We start from the raw sequence: 18,668 nt of genomic DNA on the forward strand, positions 1-18,668 counted from the left end.
CTGCTTCATCTTCGCTCCTTAGGGGCTACGATGAACCAGCCATCCTCCGTTCGTGAAGACCCTCAATCTGTCCCACAGGTGCTGACGTCGGACACATCCTGCGGGCGCGCATCGTCCTGCTTTCAGCCGAGCGCTTGCCTGTGCAGGACGTGGCTCGGCAGGCCGGCATCAGTCGGCCCGCCGTCTGGCGCTGGCAGCAACGCTTTGCCGAGGAGGGCGTTGAGGGTCTGCTGCGCGATAAGACACGCCCGCCCGGCACCCCACCACATTCCACGCGGACCGTGGCGAAGGTGCTGGCACTGACCTGCTCGGAGCCACCCGACAAGGTCACACACTGGACCGGCCGAGCCATCGCCGCGCGGGTCAGGATATGACTGCGCTCCGTGCAACGGATCTGGCAGGAGCAGCGCCTGCAACCGCATCGGATCCGGACGTTCAAGCGCTCGCACGACTCGGCCTTTGCCCAGAAGGTCGAGGATGTCGTGGGCCTGTACATGAAGCCGCCCGCACACGCCGTGGTGCTGTCCATCGACAAGAAGTCCCAGATCCAGGCCCTGGAACGCACCCGCCTCGATCAGCCTCTTGGTTCAGGGCACCCAGCCGCTCAGACCCACGACTATACCCGCCACGGCACCACGACCCTGTTCGCGGCTCTCAATGTCCTGGACGGCACCGTGCTCGGCCGCTGCATGCAGCGCCATCGCCATGGCGAGTTCATCCGCTGATCCCACGCCGTCGAGGCTGCCGTGCCGGCCGGCAAGCTTGTCCACGTCATCCTGGACAACTATGGCAGCTACAAGCATCCGAGGGTCCGTGCCTGGCTTGCCCGCCATCCGCGCTGGACGTTCCACTTCACCCCAACATCGGCCTCATGGCTCAACGCCGTCGAGGGCTTCTTCTCCGCCCTCACCCGTAGGCGCCTGCAGCGGGGCACGTTCACCGGCGTCGTCGATCTACAGGCGGCCATCAATCGCTACATCGCCGAGCACAACCAAAGCCCAAGGCCCTTCATCTGGACTAAGCCCGCCTCTGCGATCTTCGACGCCCTTACTCGAGCCTCTGAACCATCCGTCTGAGTCACTGCACTAGGTAGTGCTAAAGCAATAAATCAAATGGATGGGGCCTGTTGTCGCCCTTAAAACCCATGCCGCGTTCTGTGCCACCATGGCAAAGGAGAATGCCTTTGGCCCTGACGGCGTTGTCAGCGTCATGCATGGCCTTCCGCAGTTTGGACCCTGCCCTGCCAATATTCTGAGACACAGATCGGCGCAACCGCTCGCCCAGTGAGCACCACGAAGCGTTTTGACCTGAAGATAGATAGGGCCGTCGCTGGAACGGCGGCCCTATCTCTGTGCGCCGCTTGGGAAAAGGGCGCGTTTCAGGCCTGACAGAATGGCTCTATCCGGACCCTGCCTCCCTCAGCCCGGCGCGAGGCCGAGCAGGGTGCCGAGGGGAACGACGAGGGTGAAGCCGCCGTAGAAGCCGTCCTTGGCGCGGCGGGCCGTGTAGGGGTTGTAGAAGGAATTCGGGTTGACGACGTACTGGACCACCGGCTCGAGGACGACGCCCGCGCCGAGATCGAAATGGGCGTTGACCTCGAACACGAACTTGTCCCGCGAATAGGGTTCGCCGGTGCCGCCGGAGATGAAGTTCGCATCCGACAGGAAGGCGGCGTAGTTTTCGTTCAGCCGCTGCCAATTGGCCTTGATGCCGTAGGTGTCGTTGGGCCGGCTCTGGTCGGGGGCCTGCAGGAGCAGGCCGGCGAAGGAGTTGAAGCGGATCGGGATCGTCGGGTCGAAGGCGTAGCCGGTGCCGGTATAGGCCGAGATCGCGGTGGGAAGCGGGTTGCTCGCATCGGCCCCGCCATCAGCCCGCCACAGGGTTTGCGTGCCCGTGAGGACGACGCCCGACGTGCCGGATTTCTGCAGCGACGGCGTGCCCGGGTTGAGGCCCTTCGAGGTGCCGGCGATGGTCTTGAAGTTATCGTCGTGGTCGGCTGTGTTGTAGAAGCCAGTGAGCGAGACGCGGCCGGGATAGGCCTCCATCGTATAGTCGGTCTTGCGGCCGATCTCGGTCATCACGACGGCGCCGGCCAGGCGCTCGTAGCCGAAATCGTAGCCCGACAGGACGTTGGTGCCGGGGTTCACGCTGAAGGCGCCGGCCTGGATGTAGGTGGTCGGCGAGATCTTGTAGGCGATGTTGGCGCCCCAGACGGCGAAGAGTGGCGAGGTGAAGCCGGCATTGAAGTAGAACATGTCCTGGAAGCAGGAATTGATCGAGTTGCACGGCGGCAGGCCGTAATAGCGGTCGGGATGCGTGCGGCCGACCTCCACCACAAGGCGGTCATCGAGGAGCTTCTGCTGGTAGGTCAGCAGCGAGAGGCGGGTGCTGTTGGGCGTGTAGGGCGGCTGGTAGCCCACCGTGGTGTCGCCGATGTCACCGGCCATGTTCAGGTTGCGCACGAGGCCGAAGAAGGTCTGGGTGAAGTTGATCGAGCCGCCGGCGATGCCGGCGAGCTTCTGCATGTCGGCCGTCATGCTGAGCACGAAATAGGCCGAGTTCGATTGCTCGCCGGTGCGCAGGCCGGCGCTCGGGTTGGCCTGGTAGAAGTCGTAGATGTTGACGTCGAAGGTCAGTCCCCGCGCCGCCATGTCGGTGGCCCAGGGCGCGAGGGGGCCGGTGCGGACGGGATCGGCGGGTTTCTCCGCCACTTCGCGGGTGGTGCGCGGCTGCGTCTGGACGTTGAACTCGCCCACCGGGGACGCCGTCTGCGCCTGCGCTCCCGAGGCTGACAGCCCCAGTATCGCAGCCGCAACCGACCGGATGAAGTGCTTCCTCGTCGGGGAGCGTGCCGAGCCGTGATCGATTATTCGATAGATCTTCATTGTCTCATGCCCTCCGGAAGATCGACCAGACAGCCGTGATTATGGCCCGATGCCGCAGAGTGCCGCGCCGGGTCGATCCGTCTCTCTATTGGTCGTTCGGTGCTTCTCCGGATGGTTGCCCCGCCACACCCGACTTCGCGGTCCTCGCGAATTCAGACATGAACACACACCCGAGTTGGTTCCACCTGTGGCTGCAAGATTCAGGTACACATCGCTTTAAGCCATGCGTCGCCTGGCCGGCATGACTTTAAAGCTCGCATCGCGAAGCTCGAACCGTCAACACATTCGTCTACGATCCTGAATAGCGGAGCACATATCTTGCAAATATGACACGCTATATTTGACGTTGCCTGTTTTTCGGGCAGCGGAAGCATAGCGTTTTTCCAGGCTGCGCGTTGACTGATTGGACCGTCACGTGTCAGCCTTTCTCATCAAGACCAATTAGTGCCGGAGACGCAACGCCTGTTTGCTCGCATTGCGCGGGCCGCTGCCGGCTGTCTTGCAGGAGACGAAGATGGACATCACGCGTCGTAAAATATTGAAAGGGTCGACGCTGGCTGCGGCAGCGGCTGTTGCTCCGCATCTGTGGCTTCCGACCTCTCGTGAAGCCTGGGGCGCAACGCTGAAGAAGGGCGAACCCATCAAGGTCGGCCTGTTATTCTCTCTGACCGGTCAGCTAGCAGTGCCGGAAGAAGACTCGACCCTCGTGATGCAGTACGCGATCGAGGAGATCAACAAGAACGGTGGTATTGCCGGCCACGAGATCAAGCCGATTATCATCGACGCAAAGTCAGACTTCAACGTTTATTCAGAGAAGGCAAAAGAGCTGATCATGCGCGAGAAGGTGATCGCGCTGTTTGGTTGCTACACCTCGGCCAGCCGCAAGGCGATCCTGCCGATCGTCATGCAGCAGAATAGCCTGCTCTACTATCCAACCTGCTACGAAGGTGCGGAGTGTACCCAGAACACGATCTGCACGGGTCCGCTGGCGAACCAGCATTCGAAAGACCTGATACCATTCATGGTCAAGAACTTCGGCAAGAAGTGTTTCTTCGTCGGATCGAACTACGTCTGGCCAAAGGAATCCAACAAGAACGCCAAACTCTGGCTCCAGAATGCCGGCGGCGAGCTCCTCGGCGAAGAGTACATCCCCCTCGGAAGCTCGGAGTTCGGTCCGGTACTGAACAAGATCCGCGAGGCCAAGCCAAACTTTATCTTCTCGACAGTCGTCGGCGCATCCGACATTGCCTTCCACAAGCAGTTCAAGCAGGAGGGCTTTAAAGTCGATGCGATGCCGATCGCCTCACTGACCACCGGCGAGATCGAGACCAAGGCTATGGGCGCCGATGTCGGCGCGGGCCACTTCCTGTCCGCGCCGTACTTCCAGACGCTCGAAAATCCGACTAACGCTAAGTTCGTTGAGAATTTCCTCAAGAGCAAATACGGGAAGAACGGCAGCACGCACTATAACATGGAAGAGACCTACCTTTCGGCCTACGTCTTCAAGTACGGTCTCGAGAAGGCCCTCAAGAAAACCGGAAACATTGAGGAGGTCACGTCGCGGATGATCCGCGACGTCAGCGGCGGCATCCGCGTCGAGGACGACGTATCGCCGGAAGGCCTAATCTGGATAGACGGCGACAACTTCAATACTTGGCTGAAGCCCAAGATCGGCCAGTGTCAGGCCGACGGTAGCTTCAAGACCGTGTACCAAGCCCCAGAGCACGTCGCGCCGGACCCGTACTCGATCTACCCGAATTCCGGGAAGTGCACGGCCGACGGACTCGTCGCGCCCGACGGCAAGGTCCGCAAGAACGTGATCTGACCGCCGAGACGACACCGCCAGCCTCGGAGGAGCGACTCTGACGAGGCTGGCGCCTGCGTGGTCGGCATTGTCATTGCCGGTCGAATTAAAAATGAACTCTTGGACGCATCATGCCCCATATCGAATTCGCGTCCGTCGTGAACGCGCTGATCCTCGGTTTAAGCATCGCCAGCATTTGGCTGATCGCGGCGATCGGACTGACGATCATCTACGGAACCGTCGGCGTCATCAACATGGCCCATGGCGAGTTCATCATGCTCGGCGCTTATACGTCCTACATGCTGCAAAGCGTCTTCGGCTTACCGTTCCTACTCTGTATCCCCGCATCCTTCGTTGTCGTGGCGGCAATTGGGGTGGTGATCGAGAGGGGCCTGATCAGATACCTATACAATCGCCCGCTCGATACTCTGCTTGCGACATGGGGCGTTTCGCTGGTGCTGATGCAGGGTGTACGGATCATCTTCGGTAGCGACCCGAAATACGTCGCCGTTCCGGAGATTTTCCAAAGCAACGTCGAGTTCGGCTTTGTCAGCCTCTCAGTGCTTCGGATCTTCATCTTCGCCGTCACGGCCGCGGTCGTCGCCGGCACCGTCTATCTCTTCTACCGGACGCGGTTCGGCATGCAGGTGCGTGCCGTGATGCAGAACAAGGAGATGGCCGCCTCCTTCGGCATCGACGCGGACCGCGTCTACATGACGACGTTCGCCATTGGGGCCGGCCTCGCGGGCATGGCCGGGTGCCTGTTCGGCGTGCTGGCAATCGTCCTCCCTACGATGGGCACGTCCTATGTCGTCCAGGCCTTCCTCGTAGTCGTCGTCGGCGGCGGCACCCTGGTCGGCAGCGTCGCGGCCTCCGGTCTGACGGGCGAGCTGCAGTCCATTTTCGCGATGGTCTCAAACGATACCTTTGCGCGCTTCCTTCTCTACGTGCTCATCGTCGTCTTCCTGCGTTTTCGCCCGCGCGGCCTCTTCGCTGTCGCCAAGGCCCGCCGTTAAATTTCCAGAAAGATCAGTACAGACCGATGACCAAGAACCTATATCACAACAAGGCGGCTCAGTGGATGGTCTACGCCGTCTTCTTTATATGCCTCTTCGCCGTACCGACCTTCGTCAGCGATGGTTTTCTGCTCAACCAGTTCGCGACCTACGGTGTCTACGCAATGCTGGCTCTTTCGATCAGCCTGTGCTGGGGCTTCGGCGGTATCCTGAACCTCGGTCAGGGTATCGCCTTCGGCCTGGCTGCCTACGGCATGGCCATGACCATGCAGATGCAGTCGCAGGACGCCTCGAACCCCCTGCCGCCGTTCATGGCCAATAACAGTCTCGACCATCTGCCGTTCTTCTGGGAGCCCTTCTGGAGCACGGGCTTCGGCATCGTCCTGGCGCTGTTGGTGCCAACGTTGTTCTACGTGATCTTCGGAAGTCTGATGTTCCGTGCCCGCGTCTCGGGACCGTTCATCGCGATCATGACGCTGGCTATGCTCAGCGCGCTCTATACCTTAATTCTCGACATGCAGCCCTACACCAACGGTGTAAACGGCATCTCGCCTCCTGCCGCCCTCCAGATCTTTGGCACCGAGATCGATCCCTACAGCACGAAGGCATACTGGACCGTCGTCGCTCTACTCCTCCTGACGACAGTCGCCTCAAAGTTGCTGACGCAGAGCAAGTTCGGACTCATCGTCCAATCCCTGCGAGGCGACCCAGAGCGGGTGCGCTTCCTAGGCTACGACGTCGCCTCCTACGAGACGGTAATTTACACCGTTTCTGGGCTAATCGCGGCGATTGCCGGCTGCCTCTGGGTCATGCTGGTCCAGTACGTGTCGCCCGCCCAACTCGACGTGAACTTTAGTATCGCCATGGTGATCTGGGCCGGGATCGGCGGACGGCTGTCCCTGCTCGGCGCAATCCTCGGCGCGCTCATGATCCAGGGCGGGCAGAGCTACCTGGGCGACCAGTTCCTCAATACCTGGCTCCTATTGCTTGGCGGCTTTTTCATCCTGGTCGTCCGTTTTCTGCCGCGCGGGTTGGCCGGCCTGCTTGAGAAGGTGCTCGGTATGATGGCCGGTCGCCAACGCCGTGACCCTGATCCCATTGCACCGCCTCGTATCGTCGGCGCTCCAGCGAAGTAAGGACAAGGCAATGGGCGTTCTAGAGATCCACAATCTGCACAAGAGCTTCGGTGGCACGCACGTTATTAATGACTTCAGCCTCGACGTGACGGAGCTGACCCTGTGCTGTCTCGTCGGCCCCAACGGCGCCGGCAAGACCACGACGATGGACCTGATCACCGGACGCCAGAAGCCCAGCTCGGGAAAGATCGTCCTTCGCAACGATGACATCACCGGACTCGGCGAACATGAAATCGCCCAGCGGGGGATCGGTAGGAAATTTCAGGTTCCGGCGGTGTTCCGTGAGTTGAGCGTGCGCCAGAACTTTGAGGTGTCGTATTCGCGGGAAGTCAATCCGTTTCGGAACATGTTCCGGCGCCAGCCGGCTGGGTTCAAGGCGCAGCTCGACGAAGTCGCGACATTGACCGGCCTGAAGGATCGGCTCGATGTCGAGGCGGGCGTCCTCTCCCACGGCGAAACGCAATGGCTCGAGATCGGCATGGTTGTGATGCAGAATCCAGCCATCCTGCTGCTCGACGAACCCGTTGCCGGGATGACAGAGTCGGAGATCGAGAAGACGATCGTCTTTCTCAATCAACTTAAGAAGAACCACACCCTCATCGTCGTCGAGCACGATATGAGCTTCGTGCGCGAGATCGCGGACGTAGTGACTGTGATGCACATGGGCAGCTTCCTTGCCCAGGGAAAGCTCAGTGAGATCGAGAGCAACCCGAAGGTGCGGGAAGTCTATCTCGGCGAACCGGAGATCTGACCGTGCTACTCTCGCTTGAAAACGTCACCTCCTATTACGGCAAGACGCCGATCTTGAAGGACGTCGGCTTCGATCTGCCGGAGGGGCAGTGTTTGTGCGTTCTTGGCCGTAACGGCGTCGGCAAGACAACGCTGTTGCGCACCATCATGGGTCTCACGGATCGGTCGAACGGCGAGATCCGGATCTCGGGCGATGCGATCGGTCGGGCTCCTACCTACAAGCGCGCCAAATACGGCCTAGGCTACATCCCGCAGGGGCGCCAGATCCTGCCGCACTTCACGGTCAAGGAGAACATCTTGCTCGGGACGTTTGCGCGCACCGACGGCAAGCAGGAAATGCCGGAACTCTGCCTGAGCCTCTTCCCCTATCTCGCCCAGAACCTGCACCGAAAGGCGGGGCTCCTCTCCGGAGGCCAGCAGCAGCAACTGGCGATCGCCCGCGCGCTCGCGACCAACCCGCGAATCCTGCTGCTCGACGAGCCGACGGAAGGCATTCAGCCGAACATCGTCGCGGAGATCGGCCAAACGCTCCGTCGCCTGAACAAGGAGTTCGGCATCACGCTGGTCCTGACTGAGCAGCACATCAAGGTGGCGCGCAAACTCGGCGATGCCTTCCTGATGATGGAGAATGGCCGCATCGTCGCGCGTGGCCCGATTGGCGAGATGACCGACGACCTCATCAACCGCCACATGACGATCTAACTAGTAGTGACGTCACGCGCCTCCGCCCGGCCTTCCCGGGCCCAGACCATTGGTGGAGGCGGGCTTCTGCAGTCCGCCGCGCCGGCTCATCCAGGGCGGCAGGATGAAGCGCTCGGTGTTGTATGGCTCCGGCGCGATCATCGAGAGCGGCTTCCGGTGGTCGTGGATCTGATAGAAGATGTGCGGCATGCCGAGTGACGGGTCGTGGGTGACGACCGGATAGGGCACTGCGGCCTGCCAATCGGGATGATAGCGGATCGTGCCGTGCACGCTCCGATAGATCATGCCCTTTAGCGCCCTTGCGACTCTGCGGTTCTGCTCGAAATCACCGGGAGCTCCCGAACCGCCGGCCATGGCGGCGGCGACGGCGTAGTGGTGCATGTTACTGTAGGATTGGCATCCAATCGTCGCGCTGGCGCCCTCGCCGAAGCGAGCATTGTATCGGGCCTCGAAGCTCTTCCCGACCTCGTCACGCAGGAGGCCGATCACGGAAGAGACGATGATGCCGACGCTCGCTTCCTGGGCGATGTCGGCAAACGTCCGGTGCATCGCCCCGTACTGCAGATAGACGAGGCAATCGATCGGGTTCTCCATGAACTGCCGCTGGAAATAAGCGAGATCGCCCGCGTAGAAGTGCGTGTTCGCGACAACGGCCGGATTGGTCGCGCGAACCTCGTCGATGACCTGCCGCCATTCGGTCGTCGGCGTTTGCACGATCTTGGGACCGAAGCAGAGGCGCCAGCCGTAATCGACCGCAGCGGCCGCCATCGATTGCGCGATGACGATGCTGTACGGCTTCGACCCGGCGATGATGGCCAGGCGGTCGGAACTCGGCGTCCATTGTCCGGTATCGCGAAGCCACGATATGAATTTGATGAAGCCGGGCCCGTACCAATAGTCGGCCGGATCGGCCATGAAGCATCCGAAGTAGCGCTTCGGATCGCTCATGATCGTGTCATGGTGCTGCAGCAGCGTGTTGGCGTGGACGTAGATGATCCCCGCATCGGCAATCGGTTCGTATTCGGAGTTTTGAGGACCGATATTGTAGCCACAGATGATCGCATGCACCTGATGCTTCTCGATCAGCATGCGTGCGGCCCCGACGACCTCCTCGGCGGTCTGCCGGCAGGTATCGGCGAAGATCGGCTGCAACTTGCGCCCGAGCAGTCCGCCTTGGGCGTTCAGCTCCTCGACCGCGAGGGTCATCCCGTTCCGGAATTCTGCGCCATCGGCGGCAGATGGCCCGGTCAGCGGGATCATACTCCCAATCGGGATCGGCGGCAGTTCGACGGACACTCGCTTGGCCCCACGTTATCGATCAGTCCGGCCGGCGGATTTGCTCAGGCTCGAACAGTAGATTGTGCATCAAGACGCGCAGACGCGGCGGGCTGGCCGGCTTGATCAGAACCGGCAGGCCAGCCTCTCGAATGCCGTTGAGAACCTTCGGCTCGGCGTCAGCCGTGACGATGAAGGCGGGCGTCTCCGTCCCGAAGGCTTTTCGCAACTCGCGAACCACCTCGAGGCCTGTCCGGCTGGTCAGGTTATAGTCGGCGATGATCAGGCGGACCTGCGCGCCGCCTCGCGCCAGCCGTAGGGCTTCGTCCTCGTTCGCGGCAGCGTGAACCTCGATGCCCCATCGCTGGAGCAACTGCGTCATGCTCCGGCGCAGAATGTCGTCATCCTCCACCAGGAGAACCGGAACGCCGACGAACTCGCCGGCGACGGCCTCGCTGATCTCGGCATCCCCGCCTTCGCTGTGCCAGATGTTGCCAAAGGGCACGGTCACCGAAAAGATCGAGCCGTGGCCCGAACGGGACCTCAGGCCCACTGGGAGTTCCAGCAAGTCGGCGAGCCGCCTGACGATGTTCAACCCGAGACCGAGCCCCGTCTTCTCGCTGCGCCGCTCGTCCGTGACGCGGTAGAATTCGTCGAAGACACGCTCACGATCAGCGTCTTTAATGCCACGCCCGGTATCGACGATCTCCACCCGTAGGAGTTTTCCCTCTTTGCGGCAGCCAATCACCACTCCGCCGACCTCTGTGAAACGGATGGCGTTGGCGACGAAGTTGCTGAGTATGCGCTCAAGCAAGGCCCGGTCCGTCGCGACCGTGTCGCGCGGCGTGACGAAGCGCAGCCTCAGGCCCTTCTCCTCGGCCTGATGTCGAAACTGGATGTTGAGGCGCTCGAAGAGCTGGGAGAGTTGGAAGCTCGTGACGCGCGGCTTGATCCGCCCCGCATCGAGCTGTCCGATCTGGAGCAGCGCTCCGAGTAGGTCTTCCATAATGAGCGCCGCCACGCTCATCGCGTGAAGCATCTCTGCACGCGTCTCCTCATCGGCCTCGCGCATGCAGCTGTAGATGAGGATTTTAAGCGATGCGAGCGGCTGGCGCAGGTCGTGGTTGGCTGCCCGCAGGAAGCGCGACTTCGCCTCGTCGGTAGCTTCGGCTGTCTCCTTGGCCTCGCGAAGGGCGTGCTCGTTCCTCTTCGTCGTGGTGACGTCGGAATAGGTCGCCGCCATGCCACCGTCGCGCGTTGGACGCTGCGTCACGTTCATGACGAGGCCGGCAGCGAGGATATAGTCGGCTGATTTCTCCCGTCCGAAATCCGCAATCTCCTCCCGAACCCAACGGTTGGGATCCTCGAGTACGACCTCCCGTGAGTGGGCGAGGCGGATCACGAAGTCGTCGAATAGCTCGCCAGAAGCCGGGGCGATGCCAAGCGTGCGGCGGAGCGTTTCGTTCACGTGGACTAGGCGCCGGTCCGGCCGCCAGATCGTGATCCCGCTGGGCAGCGCGTCCAGTCCCGCCAGGACCGCGGGGTCCAGGGCAGGGGGGATGTCCGTTTCGTGATCGGCCTTTTCAGCCACGATCCCTCGCGGCCAGCGGGCCGAAATGCCGGATTGCGTAATGCACCGCTTCGGCGCGATCGCGCATGTTCAGGCCCTTCATGATGTTGCCGAGATGGACGCGGACCGTGTGGCTGCTGAGTTCGAGTTCTGATGCAATCCTCTTAACCGAGTAACCCTGACCCAGCAGAAGGAGGATATCCTTCTGGCGATCGGTTAACACGCCCGGGTCGCGCTCAAGCGCAACTCTTTCGGAAGGCAGCTGTACGTAGGAAGGTGTGGCGGAAGAGGCGACGGCGCTTCCCGACCGCTCGATGATGCGCCTCGGGAAGGAAACCTCCCCCTCCAGCACCCGTTCGAGCGCGCGTTCGATCTCCTGGCCTCCGGACGATTTCGGGATGTAACCGATCACGCCGTGCCCGAGGGATCTCATGACGTGGTCCACATCCTCGTGAACCGAGATCACGACGACCGGAACGTCGGGAAACGAAGCGCGGAGGCGACGGAGGCCATCGAAATCCGAGAATCCCGGCATGACGAGATCGACGAGAAGCAAGTCCACATCGGGATGAGCTTCGAGAGTTGCTTGAGCCTCGTTGAACGTTTCTGCCTCGAATAGCTCGAGAGATTGTCGAAGGCCCCGCAAAACTTGTTTCAAGGATTCTCGCACGACCCAGTGATCGTCGGCGATGAGTATTTTCATGCGAGCAGGACCGCCCCGTGTCTTAACACTACGCCTAACGCGACAGCGGTACCTCCTGGGAACCACCAACCTAACAGCCTTAACCGCCATGACAGTTTGCTGGCAAGGGGGCGGTGGACAGCGTGAGGCGGGCATCCGTACGAGTTGACTCGCAAGATGCCGAGCATTCCGCAAAAACATCTAGTTACGAATAACTAAAGCGTCCAATTCCCTTGAGGGTGCCGCCAAGCTCGGTCACTTCGCGCGCGGGCAGGCGGCTATGAGGTCCACTCATCGCCGCTTGGTAATGGCCTGGCGACCGTCGGGGATAAGCGGTCGGACCAGGTCGAGCCAGCGCTGAGAACTCCAGTGGATGCAGCTTTGTAAGGTGCTCTACATCCTCGGAAAACAACGCAAGTAGGTTCCCGGCGATTAAGCGCTTTGGCGTATAGTGGGGACCTTCGATCGGCTCGGTGACGTGCCCGCTGAAGAACAGGCCTTCGAGCAGCCGTTCCTTCAAGTTGTCGCTGGCTATCCGGGCGTCGGCGAGACTCCGCACCGCCCCCGCAGATAAAGCGCGGGCCGGCTTTCCGATGAGGGAACTGGTCGGCTTCGCCGCGAGCGCTTCTTGCAGTTGCACACCCATCGGCCCTTTTGCACACATAGTGCGCAGAGAATGCTAATTAAAACGTCTAGATGAAATAGCGGAGTTTATTGACGTAACGTCTAAACTGGGCGTAGTTTTTAATTCGCAGAGCTAAACAGAAGGATCGTCCCTTCTGCAATTAAGGGCTGCACTCCGTTCGGTCATCCTATCACCGCGCCCCAGGTCCCGGGCGCCTCAGCCAAGAGGAACGCAATGGAACCGATTCCTAAAAAGGGCAGCCCGGAGCGCCAGCGTCTGATCGATGAGCACAAGGCGTGCATGGATTCGATGAAGGGCGTAGCCGGAAATTCTGTCCTGCTCTGCGAAACGCCCGGTGACACGACGGTGCTGACCGGTGGTGTGCATGCTGACCCTGTCCTCAAGCGGGTTCTGCTGCGCATGCGGGGCGAGAGCCCAAAGGGTAAGCTTATCGTCATTTGCACGAAGATCGACGGGGAATGGCGGATCGGCAGGTTGTCAGGCGTACGGGGCGTGCCGCCCGAATTCGTTGGCGACAAGATCTACACCGACGAGCAGGAGATCCAGCACGACATCTTCCTGATGCGCCTGGACGAACTTTCGGACAACTACGGCTTCCCGGACGATTTCCATGAAGGCTGGAAACGCAAGGACGACAACTGGCCGATCACCTGATCCGCCACCCGCCGTATCCCCATCACCGAAACCGAACTTGGCCGCGCGTCAGGCCGGAGAGAGCGCTCCCCCGAGGAGAGTTCGCGCCCCATTGAGGATTGGTCCGATGAGTTACATGAGGTTGACCGGATACGCCGACAAATTCGGTGTCCACCCCGGGGATACGATCAAGTTCTACGTAAACTGCGATGGTCCGTCCGAATACAAGGTCGAGATCGTTCAGGTCATCAATGGCGACACCAATCCGCGAGGGCCGGGCTACATCGACAAGCTGATCGATGCGTCGGTGAACGGCACCTACAAGGGCCAGAAGCAGATCATCCACGGTGGCTCGTACGGTTACGTGCCGGATGCTAAGGGCTTCCACGTCGAAAGCTTCACGCTCCAATGCTGGGTCTGGCCTACGGCGCCCAAGACTCATCAGCGCTACTGGAAGCATGGCGCCCAAGGCCTCGTCACCAAATGGGCCAACGATAGCGGCTACGGCCTCTTCATCAACGAGGACGGCTGTCTCGAACTCCGCATCAACGAGCACCGGATCACCACCGGCATCCCGATCCGCGATCACGCCTGGCACTTCTGCGCGGCAACCTTCGATGCCGCGACCGGTGATGTCGTCCTCTATCACGAGCCTCAGGTCGTCTATGCGCTCGATCCCGAGAGCCCGCCGGTCGAGACGAATCTGAAGCTCTCCATCGCCCACGCTCCGATCCCGGTCGCCCTCGCGGCCTATGTGAAGACGCTGGCCCCGGACGATCCGCTCGCCCAGTCCTCAAAGCCGGCCGGAGTGGTCTTCGCCGGCAAGTATAACGGCAAGATCGATAGCCCCCGCATCTGCAATCGGGCGCTGTCGCGCGCGGAGATCGAGATGATGAAGGCCGGTGCGCAGCCGGGCCTGACGGAGCGCCGCAACAGCGGCCCGACGGGCAAGCTCTCCGAATGCATCGTCGCGGCCTGGAACTTCTCGGCCGGCATCGACACGTTGTTCTGTAAGGACGAAGGCCCTTATCGCTTCGACGCGACCCTGGTGAACTGCCCGAATCGGGCCATGACCGGCTACAACTGGTCGGGCCAGAACTTCGACTGGAAGCATGCTCCGCAGGAATACGGCGCGATCAGCTTCCACGACGACGACGTCGACGACGCCCGCTGGGTCTCGGACTTCGAATGGGCGGTGCCCGAGACCGGCGTGAAAAGCCGGTTCTACGGCGCCAAGCTCACCACCTCTGACGGTGACGAGGACTTCATCCCGTTCTGGGTGGTGCCGCGCGTTGGGCAGGAGACGGCCAAGATCGCCGTCATGGTCCCGACCATCAGCTACATGGCCTATGCCAACGAGCACGTGGCCTGCAACGCCGGTGGCGCCGAACTGTTCGTTTATCGCGTGCCGATCATGCAAGAGCAGAACATGTTCCTGTCCGAGCACCGCGAATACGGCGGCTCGATCTACGACACCCACACCGACGGCACCGGGATATCGATTTCGTCGCGCCTGCGGCCGATCCTGTCGATCCGGCCGAAATACGATCACTTCCTGGCGCAGGCCCCGTGGCAATACCCGGCCGATCTTCATCTCATCTACTGGCTGGAGACGATGGGCTACGAATACGACGTCTTCACCGATGAAGACATCACCTATGATGGGCTGGCCCGGATCGAAAACTACAACGTCATCATCACCGGTTCGCATCCGGAGCATAATTCGGGTGCTCAGCTTGATGCGCTCCACAACTATACGCAGCGTGGCGGTCGCCTGATGTATATGGGCGCGGACGCTTGGTACTGGGTCCACTCCTACCATCCCGGCTACGCCGAGAAAGGCCGCGGTATCGTCACCGAGATGCGCCGCTGCGAGTCCGGCATCCGGACCTGGCGCGCGGATCCCGGCGAGTACTATCACCAGGGCACCGGCGAACTCGGCGGCATGTGGCGCTTTCGTGGGCGTTATCTGCACTCAGTGGCGGGGGTCGGCATGTCCTCGGAAGGGTTCGACGTCTCATCTTACTTCTCGCGAACGCCGGACAGCCTCGACGAGCGCGTGGCTTGGGCCTTCGAGGGCATCGGATACGACGAGAAGCTCGGAAATTTCGGTCTCGTCGGTGGCGGTGCGGCCGGTCTCGAGCTCGACATCGTCGATACCATGCTTGGCTCGCCGCCCCATACGCTGGCGGTCGCGACCTCGGCGGGCCGCCACACCGAAGCTTACCTCCTCGTCATGGAGGATTTCGGCTTCAACCAGCAAGGCCTCGACGGAACGACCCATCCGCGCGTGCGTGGCGACATCGCCTTCCACGAGACGCCGAACGGGGGCGGCTGCTTCGCCTTCTCGTCGATCGCGTTCTGCGGCTCGCTGCCCTGGAACAATTGCGACAACAACATCTCGCGGCTCGTGAAGAACGTGCTCGACCGCTTTTCGACGAACGGGCCGCTGCCCGCTCCGCCGGCCAATGCGATCAAGCACCGCGGCCGCGCGGACTATGATCCGACCCCAATTGAGCACCAGAGCCGCAAAGCCCGCGGCGAGCCGCTACCGGCCTGATCCCCACGATCGATCTCTGGGCCCTCTATGGGGCTCAGAGTGAGGACGGGAGGTGTGCAAGCCCCGCACGCCTCTCGTCCAACCCCTCTCGCCAGCGCTGCCCTCCGGATGCCTGCTGCAGGAATGCCGATGTCCGTCAGATCGCTCCCGGCTGCCCCGCACAACATGCCAGCGGCCGGCTTCGTTACGGACCGCCCCGATCTCGGCCATGCCGCGGAAGGTTGGGATCTCTCCGATCCCGCCTTCTTCGCAGAGGCGCTGGATCCGGCCGAGCCGCATCATCTTCCGCCGACGGCGTATCGCTCGCTCGCCTTCGCCAACCTCGAAGACGATGCCATCTGGACGCGGAACTGGGTCTGTATCGGGACGCAGGAGGAAATTCCGAAGACGAACGATCTGCTGCCCTTCACGGTCGGACATCATGGCGTTCACGTGCAGCGCCGCGCAGATGGCGGCCTGGTGGGGCGTTTCAACAAGGCTCAGCACGGCGGCTGCCGCGCGGTGCCGCTTCAGTGCCAGACGGGTACCAAGACCCGCTGCTCCTTCACTGCCTGCGGCTATAGCCGCGACGGCCTCCCGCTCTCGGCCGCACCGGATGGCGGCCCGACGCCGGCCATGCACCAGTATCTCGGCCTGCGCCCGGAACGTCTGCTTCCCGTCGCTGTGCGGACCTCCGGGTCGATGATTTTCGTCAACCTGGATGCCGGCACCACCTCGGAGCCGCTACAGAACCTCGCCTTCGAGGACGAGACCTCCGGCCCCGTCGCGACGGTGCTAACCTTTCGTCGCACGTACCCGGCCAACTGGAAGCTTGTCCTAGGGGCGCTCGCGGGCGGCGAGGTCGCCTTGCCGACGAGTGACAGCTTATGGCTGACAACGACGCTGAGGGACGGCAGGCTCGCTGAGGCCCGGATACTGTTTCCGAATCTCATCCTGTTTTCGTCGCCCGGTGAGACCTGTGGCGTCATCGTGCAGCCCACCGCCCTCGGCGAGACCCTGTGCCGGGTCGCCTTGTTCGGAAACCGGGCACGGGGCGCGGGCGACTGGCTCGCCGAAATCGATGCTCGCGTCTGGCGCACCACCGAGCTTCAACGAGACCTCGACGTCCGGGAGGCAAATCCGGCCCGCCGACACCCTCTCCCCAACGCGGCCGAGCGCTGGCTCCACAGGCGTCTGGCCGCTGCCGTCAAGGCACGACCCCGCATCGAGGCGACTGAACCCCTCTACGCGACGGCAATAGGCAGAAGGCGCTGAGCCCATGAGCATGTCACCCGAACGGACATTACCAGCATCCGGCGCCGAAGGAGACCTCGGAAAGGCCATCGACGCGCTTCGCGCCGGCTCCTACACCGAGTCCCTCTCGCGATTGCGGCCCCTCGCTGAGGCTGGCGTTGCCGAGGCGCAGGCATGGCTTGGGGCGCACTACGCCAACGGCTTCGGCGTGGACTCGTCCCTCTCCGAAGCGTTCGGCTGGTACCGGCGTGCCGCCGAAGGAGGCAACGTGGCCGCCGCGACTAATGTCGGCGCGATGCTCGCCATGGGCCAGGGGGTTGCGCAGGATCGCGGCGAGGGCGCGCGCTGGCTCGAACGTGCTGCTTCCGGCGGCGACGTGATGGCGCAGTACAATCTCGCGACGATGCTGGCAAAGGGCGATGGCTTGCCGGCGGACCCCGTACGCGCTGCCTTGCTCTATCGGTCTGCCGCCGAGGCCGGTCACTATCCGGCTCAGGCGCGCCTCGGGTACCTCTACGCGAATGGCATTGGCGTTGGAAAGGACCGGGTGGAGGCCTTCGCTTGGCTTTCTCTGGCTGCCCAGCATGGCGTCGGCACGGCGCTCAACGCCCTTGAGGCCATCATCAAGGAGATGTCTGCCGACGAGAAGCGCACAGGCATGACGCGCATGCAGGGCCGTCGCATCGGTCCGGTCGATGCCCGCATCAATCCGATCCCAGGTTGAGCCGATGATTTACAGCGTTCAGCAGATCAAGTTCGAGTTCGCCACCTACGTCAAAGAGTTCGGCGCCGATTTTGCCGGATGGTCGGTGGGCGTTGCGGATGATGCCCGTCAAGCCCTGTTCCGCGAGAACGGCGTGGACGAGGCCGGTGACGTCTGGCTCTGGAAACAAGCGCTCACCCCCACGGCCGCCGCCATGGTCCGGTCCTGGCTGGTCGATCGTCATGGGGTCTCGAATGTCTCCGCCGAGGCCTCTGGTGCTGAGGTTTTCATATTCAAGCGGCACTGTGCGGAAAATTGATAAGCCCTCGGCTAATCGCCGTCTTTGGGCGAAGCAGTATGGGCTACGGCACGTCGTTCTCGGACAACCTCGTTGAGGTCGCCCGGGCGAGTTAGCGGAACGAAGGCCAACGCAGGCGTCCTTCCGGGGGACCTGTGTCTACGGCCTTGCTCCGTTCGATGAAGGCTCACGAGGCGAGCCTTTATGCGGCATACCCCCGGACGGGCATCCGCGACAGGCGGCGTCCGAAGCGATAGCAAAGGAATGACTCCGACATGAGCAACATCGCGACGGTTGCGAAGGCCTTCTTCGATGCCTGCGAGACAGGTGGTGGCTGGGAGGCATGCGAGCGCTATTGCACTCCTGACGCGACCTTCTCGGCCCAAGCCGACGCCTTAGCCGGCGTCACCTCGCTACGGGATTATACGGATTGGATGAAGGGGCTTCTGACCTTCATCCCCGACGGTCGGTACGAGGTGAAATCCTTCGCCACGGACGAGGTGCGCCGGAACGTAGCGGCATACGGTATCTTCCGCGGAACCCATACCGGGGAAGGCGGTCCGTGCCCACCGACGGGCAAGAGCACGTCGACCGACTACGTCTACGTGATGCAGTTCGAGGGCAACAGGATCGTTGGGATGACGAAGATCTGGAACGACGATCAGGCGGTAAGGGCGCTTGGTTGGGCATAGCTCTCAAAGTGGCGCGCCTCGTCCTCCAACAAGCAGTATGACGAGGCCGCCATCCGTTAGCATTCAAGCCGCTTCAGCGAGAG

General features: G+C 62.0%; 16 protein-coding genes and 1 pseudogene. 12 read left to right on the plus strand and 5 right to left on the minus strand.

Translation table 11 applies throughout. The features are described 5' to 3' along the window. Window positions 1-65: 65 nt before the first annotated feature. Window positions 66-1,076: pseudogene (locus tag K368_RS25860) on the plus strand (IS630 family transposase). A gap of 342 nt (window positions 1,077-1,418) precedes the next feature. On the opposite strand, the gene K368_RS0106585 reads toward K368_RS25860, so the two are convergent. Then, the gene (locus tag K368_RS0106585) at window positions 1,419-2,885 is read right to left on the minus strand and encodes a carbohydrate porin (RefSeq protein ID WP_155935038.1); all 1,467 of its coding nucleotides are present in this window, start codon (window positions 2,883-2,885) and stop codon (window positions 1,419-1,421) included. 514 nt (window positions 2,886-3,399) lie between these two features. Here K368_RS0106585 and K368_RS0106590 point away from each other — a divergent pair. From K368_RS0106590 to urtE, 5 genes are all read left to right on the plus strand, one after another. Further along, complete coding sequence (locus tag K368_RS0106590; protein ID WP_027171708.1) at window positions 3,400-4,710, plus strand: transporter substrate-binding domain-containing protein; 1,311 nt, start codon at window positions 3,400-3,402, stop codon at window positions 4,708-4,710. A 110-nt stretch (window positions 4,711-4,820) separates the two neighbouring features. After that, window positions 4,821-5,705 carry an urea ABC transporter permease subunit UrtB gene (urtB, locus tag K368_RS0106595; protein ID WP_036266028.1) on the plus strand — a complete coding sequence of 295 codons (885 nt, stop codon included), beginning with the start codon at window positions 4,821-4,823 and terminating at the stop codon, window positions 5,703-5,705. Window positions 5,706-5,731: 26 nt separating this feature from the next. Further along, the gene (gene urtC / locus K368_RS0106600; RefSeq protein ID WP_027171710.1) at window positions 5,732-6,841 is read left to right on the plus strand and encodes an urea ABC transporter permease subunit UrtC; all 1,110 of its coding nucleotides are present in this window, start codon (window positions 5,732-5,734) and stop codon (window positions 6,839-6,841) included. Between the two features lie 10 nt (window positions 6,842-6,851). Further along, a complete protein-coding gene (gene urtD, locus K368_RS0106605; protein WP_036266031.1) occupies window positions 6,852-7,592 on the plus strand; it encodes an urea ABC transporter ATP-binding protein UrtD in 741 nt (246 codons plus the stop codon). Window positions 7,593-7,594: 2 nt separating this feature from the next. Next, window positions 7,595-8,293, plus strand: coding sequence for an urea ABC transporter ATP-binding subunit UrtE (gene urtE / locus K368_RS0106610; RefSeq protein ID WP_027171712.1), 699 nt, complete (start codon window positions 7,595-7,597; stop codon window positions 8,291-8,293). Between the two features lie 12 nt (window positions 8,294-8,305). On the opposite strand, the gene K368_RS24040 is transcribed toward urtE, so the two are convergent. From K368_RS24040 to K368_RS26510, 4 genes are all read right to left on the minus strand, one after another. Continuing rightward, entirely contained in the window at window positions 8,306-9,589 is a 1,284-nt protein-coding gene (locus K368_RS24040; RefSeq protein WP_280940226.1) for an ABC transporter substrate-binding protein, read from the minus strand. Window positions 9,590-9,611: 22 nt separating this feature from the next. Continuing rightward, window positions 9,612-11,159: an ATP-binding protein gene (locus K368_RS0106620; protein ID WP_081739508.1), complete on the minus strand. Its 1,548-nt coding sequence runs from the start codon at window positions 11,157-11,159 to the stop codon at window positions 9,612-9,614. Further along, complete coding sequence (locus K368_RS0106625; RefSeq protein WP_027171714.1) at window positions 11,152-11,841, minus strand: response regulator transcription factor; 690 nt, start codon at window positions 11,839-11,841, stop codon at window positions 11,152-11,154. The genes K368_RS0106620 and K368_RS0106625 overlap by 8 nt, the downstream gene beginning before the upstream one ends. Window positions 11,842-12,025: 184 nt before the next feature. Continuing rightward, window positions 12,026-12,466: a hypothetical protein gene (locus tag K368_RS26510; protein WP_155935039.1), complete on the minus strand. Its 441-nt coding sequence runs from the start codon at window positions 12,464-12,466 to the stop codon at window positions 12,026-12,028. A gap of 213 nt (window positions 12,467-12,679) precedes the next feature. Between K368_RS26510 and K368_RS0106630 the strand changes: the two genes are divergently transcribed. The 6 genes from K368_RS0106630 (at window position 12,680) to K368_RS0106655 (ending at window position 18,585) form a co-directional block, all read left to right on the plus strand. Continuing rightward, on the plus strand, window positions 12,680-13,120 hold the full coding sequence (locus K368_RS0106630) for a hypothetical protein (RefSeq protein ID WP_027171715.1): 441 nt from the start codon (window positions 12,680-12,682) through the stop codon (window positions 13,118-13,120). 106 nt (window positions 13,121-13,226) lie between these two features. Next, on the plus strand, window positions 13,227-15,659 hold the full coding sequence (locus K368_RS0106635; RefSeq protein ID WP_027171716.1) for a N,N-dimethylformamidase beta subunit family domain-containing protein: 2,433 nt from the start codon (window positions 13,227-13,229) through the stop codon (window positions 15,657-15,659). A 129-nt stretch (window positions 15,660-15,788) separates the two neighbouring features. Further along, window positions 15,789-16,913 carry a hypothetical protein gene (locus K368_RS0106640; RefSeq protein WP_245259522.1) on the plus strand — a complete coding sequence of 375 codons (1,125 nt, stop codon included), beginning with the start codon at window positions 15,789-15,791 and terminating at the stop codon, window positions 16,911-16,913. Between the two features lie 4 nt (window positions 16,914-16,917). Further along, window positions 16,918-17,616 (plus strand): tetratricopeptide repeat protein, encoded by a 699-nt coding sequence (locus K368_RS0106645; RefSeq protein ID WP_027171718.1) that lies wholly within the window; start codon window positions 16,918-16,920, stop codon window positions 17,614-17,616. A 4-nt stretch (window positions 17,617-17,620) separates the two neighbouring features. Continuing rightward, window positions 17,621-17,914, plus strand: coding sequence for a hypothetical protein (locus tag K368_RS0106650; RefSeq protein WP_027171719.1), 294 nt, complete (start codon window positions 17,621-17,623; stop codon window positions 17,912-17,914). Window positions 17,915-18,168: 254 nt separating this feature from the next. Further along, window positions 18,169-18,585: an ester cyclase gene (locus K368_RS0106655; protein WP_027171720.1), complete on the plus strand. Its 417-nt coding sequence runs from the start codon at window positions 18,169-18,171 to the stop codon at window positions 18,583-18,585. Window positions 18,586-18,668: the final 83 nt, after the last annotated feature.

The sequence above is a fragment of the Methylobacterium sp. 10 genome (genome assembly GCF_000519085.1).
Lineage (GTDB): Bacteria > Pseudomonadota > Alphaproteobacteria > Rhizobiales > Beijerinckiaceae > Methylobacterium.

Bases quoted from the DNA above. Each gene is read 5' to 3' on its own strand.
- K368_RS0106640 (WP_245259522.1), top strand. From the start codon at position 15,789: ATGTCCGTCAGATCGCTCCCGGCTGCCCCGCACAACATGCCAGCGGCC.
- K368_RS0106650 (WP_027171719.1), top strand. From the start codon at position 17,621: ATGATTTACAGCGTTCAGCAGATCAAGTTCGAGTTCGCCACCTACGTC.
- K368_RS0106585 (WP_155935038.1), bottom strand. From the start codon at position 2,885: ATGAAGATCTATCGAATAATCGATCACGGCTCGGCACGCTCCCCGACG.
- K368_RS0106635 (WP_027171716.1), top strand. From the start codon at position 13,227: ATGAGTTACATGAGGTTGACCGGATACGCCGACAAATTCGGTGTCCAC.
- K368_RS0106625 (WP_027171714.1), bottom strand. From the start codon at position 11,841: ATGAAAATACTCATCGCCGACGATCACTGGGTCGTGCGAGAATCCTTG.
- urtD (WP_036266031.1), top strand. From the start codon at position 6,852: ATGGGCGTTCTAGAGATCCACAATCTGCACAAGAGCTTCGGTGGCACG.
- urtC (WP_027171710.1), top strand. From the start codon at position 5,732: ATGACCAAGAACCTATATCACAACAAGGCGGCTCAGTGGATGGTCTAC.
- K368_RS0106590 (WP_027171708.1), top strand. From the start codon at position 3,400: ATGGACATCACGCGTCGTAAAATATTGAAAGGGTCGACGCTGGCTGCG.
- K368_RS0106630 (WP_027171715.1), top strand. From the start codon at position 12,680: ATGGAACCGATTCCTAAAAAGGGCAGCCCGGAGCGCCAGCGTCTGATC.
- urtB (WP_036266028.1), top strand. From the start codon at position 4,821: ATGCCCCATATCGAATTCGCGTCCGTCGTGAACGCGCTGATCCTCGGT.
- K368_RS0106655 (WP_027171720.1), top strand. From the start codon at position 18,169: ATGAGCAACATCGCGACGGTTGCGAAGGCCTTCTTCGATGCCTGCGAG.
- K368_RS0106645 (WP_027171718.1), top strand. From the start codon at position 16,918: ATGAGCATGTCACCCGAACGGACATTACCAGCATCCGGCGCCGAAGGA.
- K368_RS26510 (WP_155935039.1), bottom strand. From the start codon at position 12,466: ATGGGTGTGCAACTGCAAGAAGCGCTCGCGGCGAAGCCGACCAGTTCC.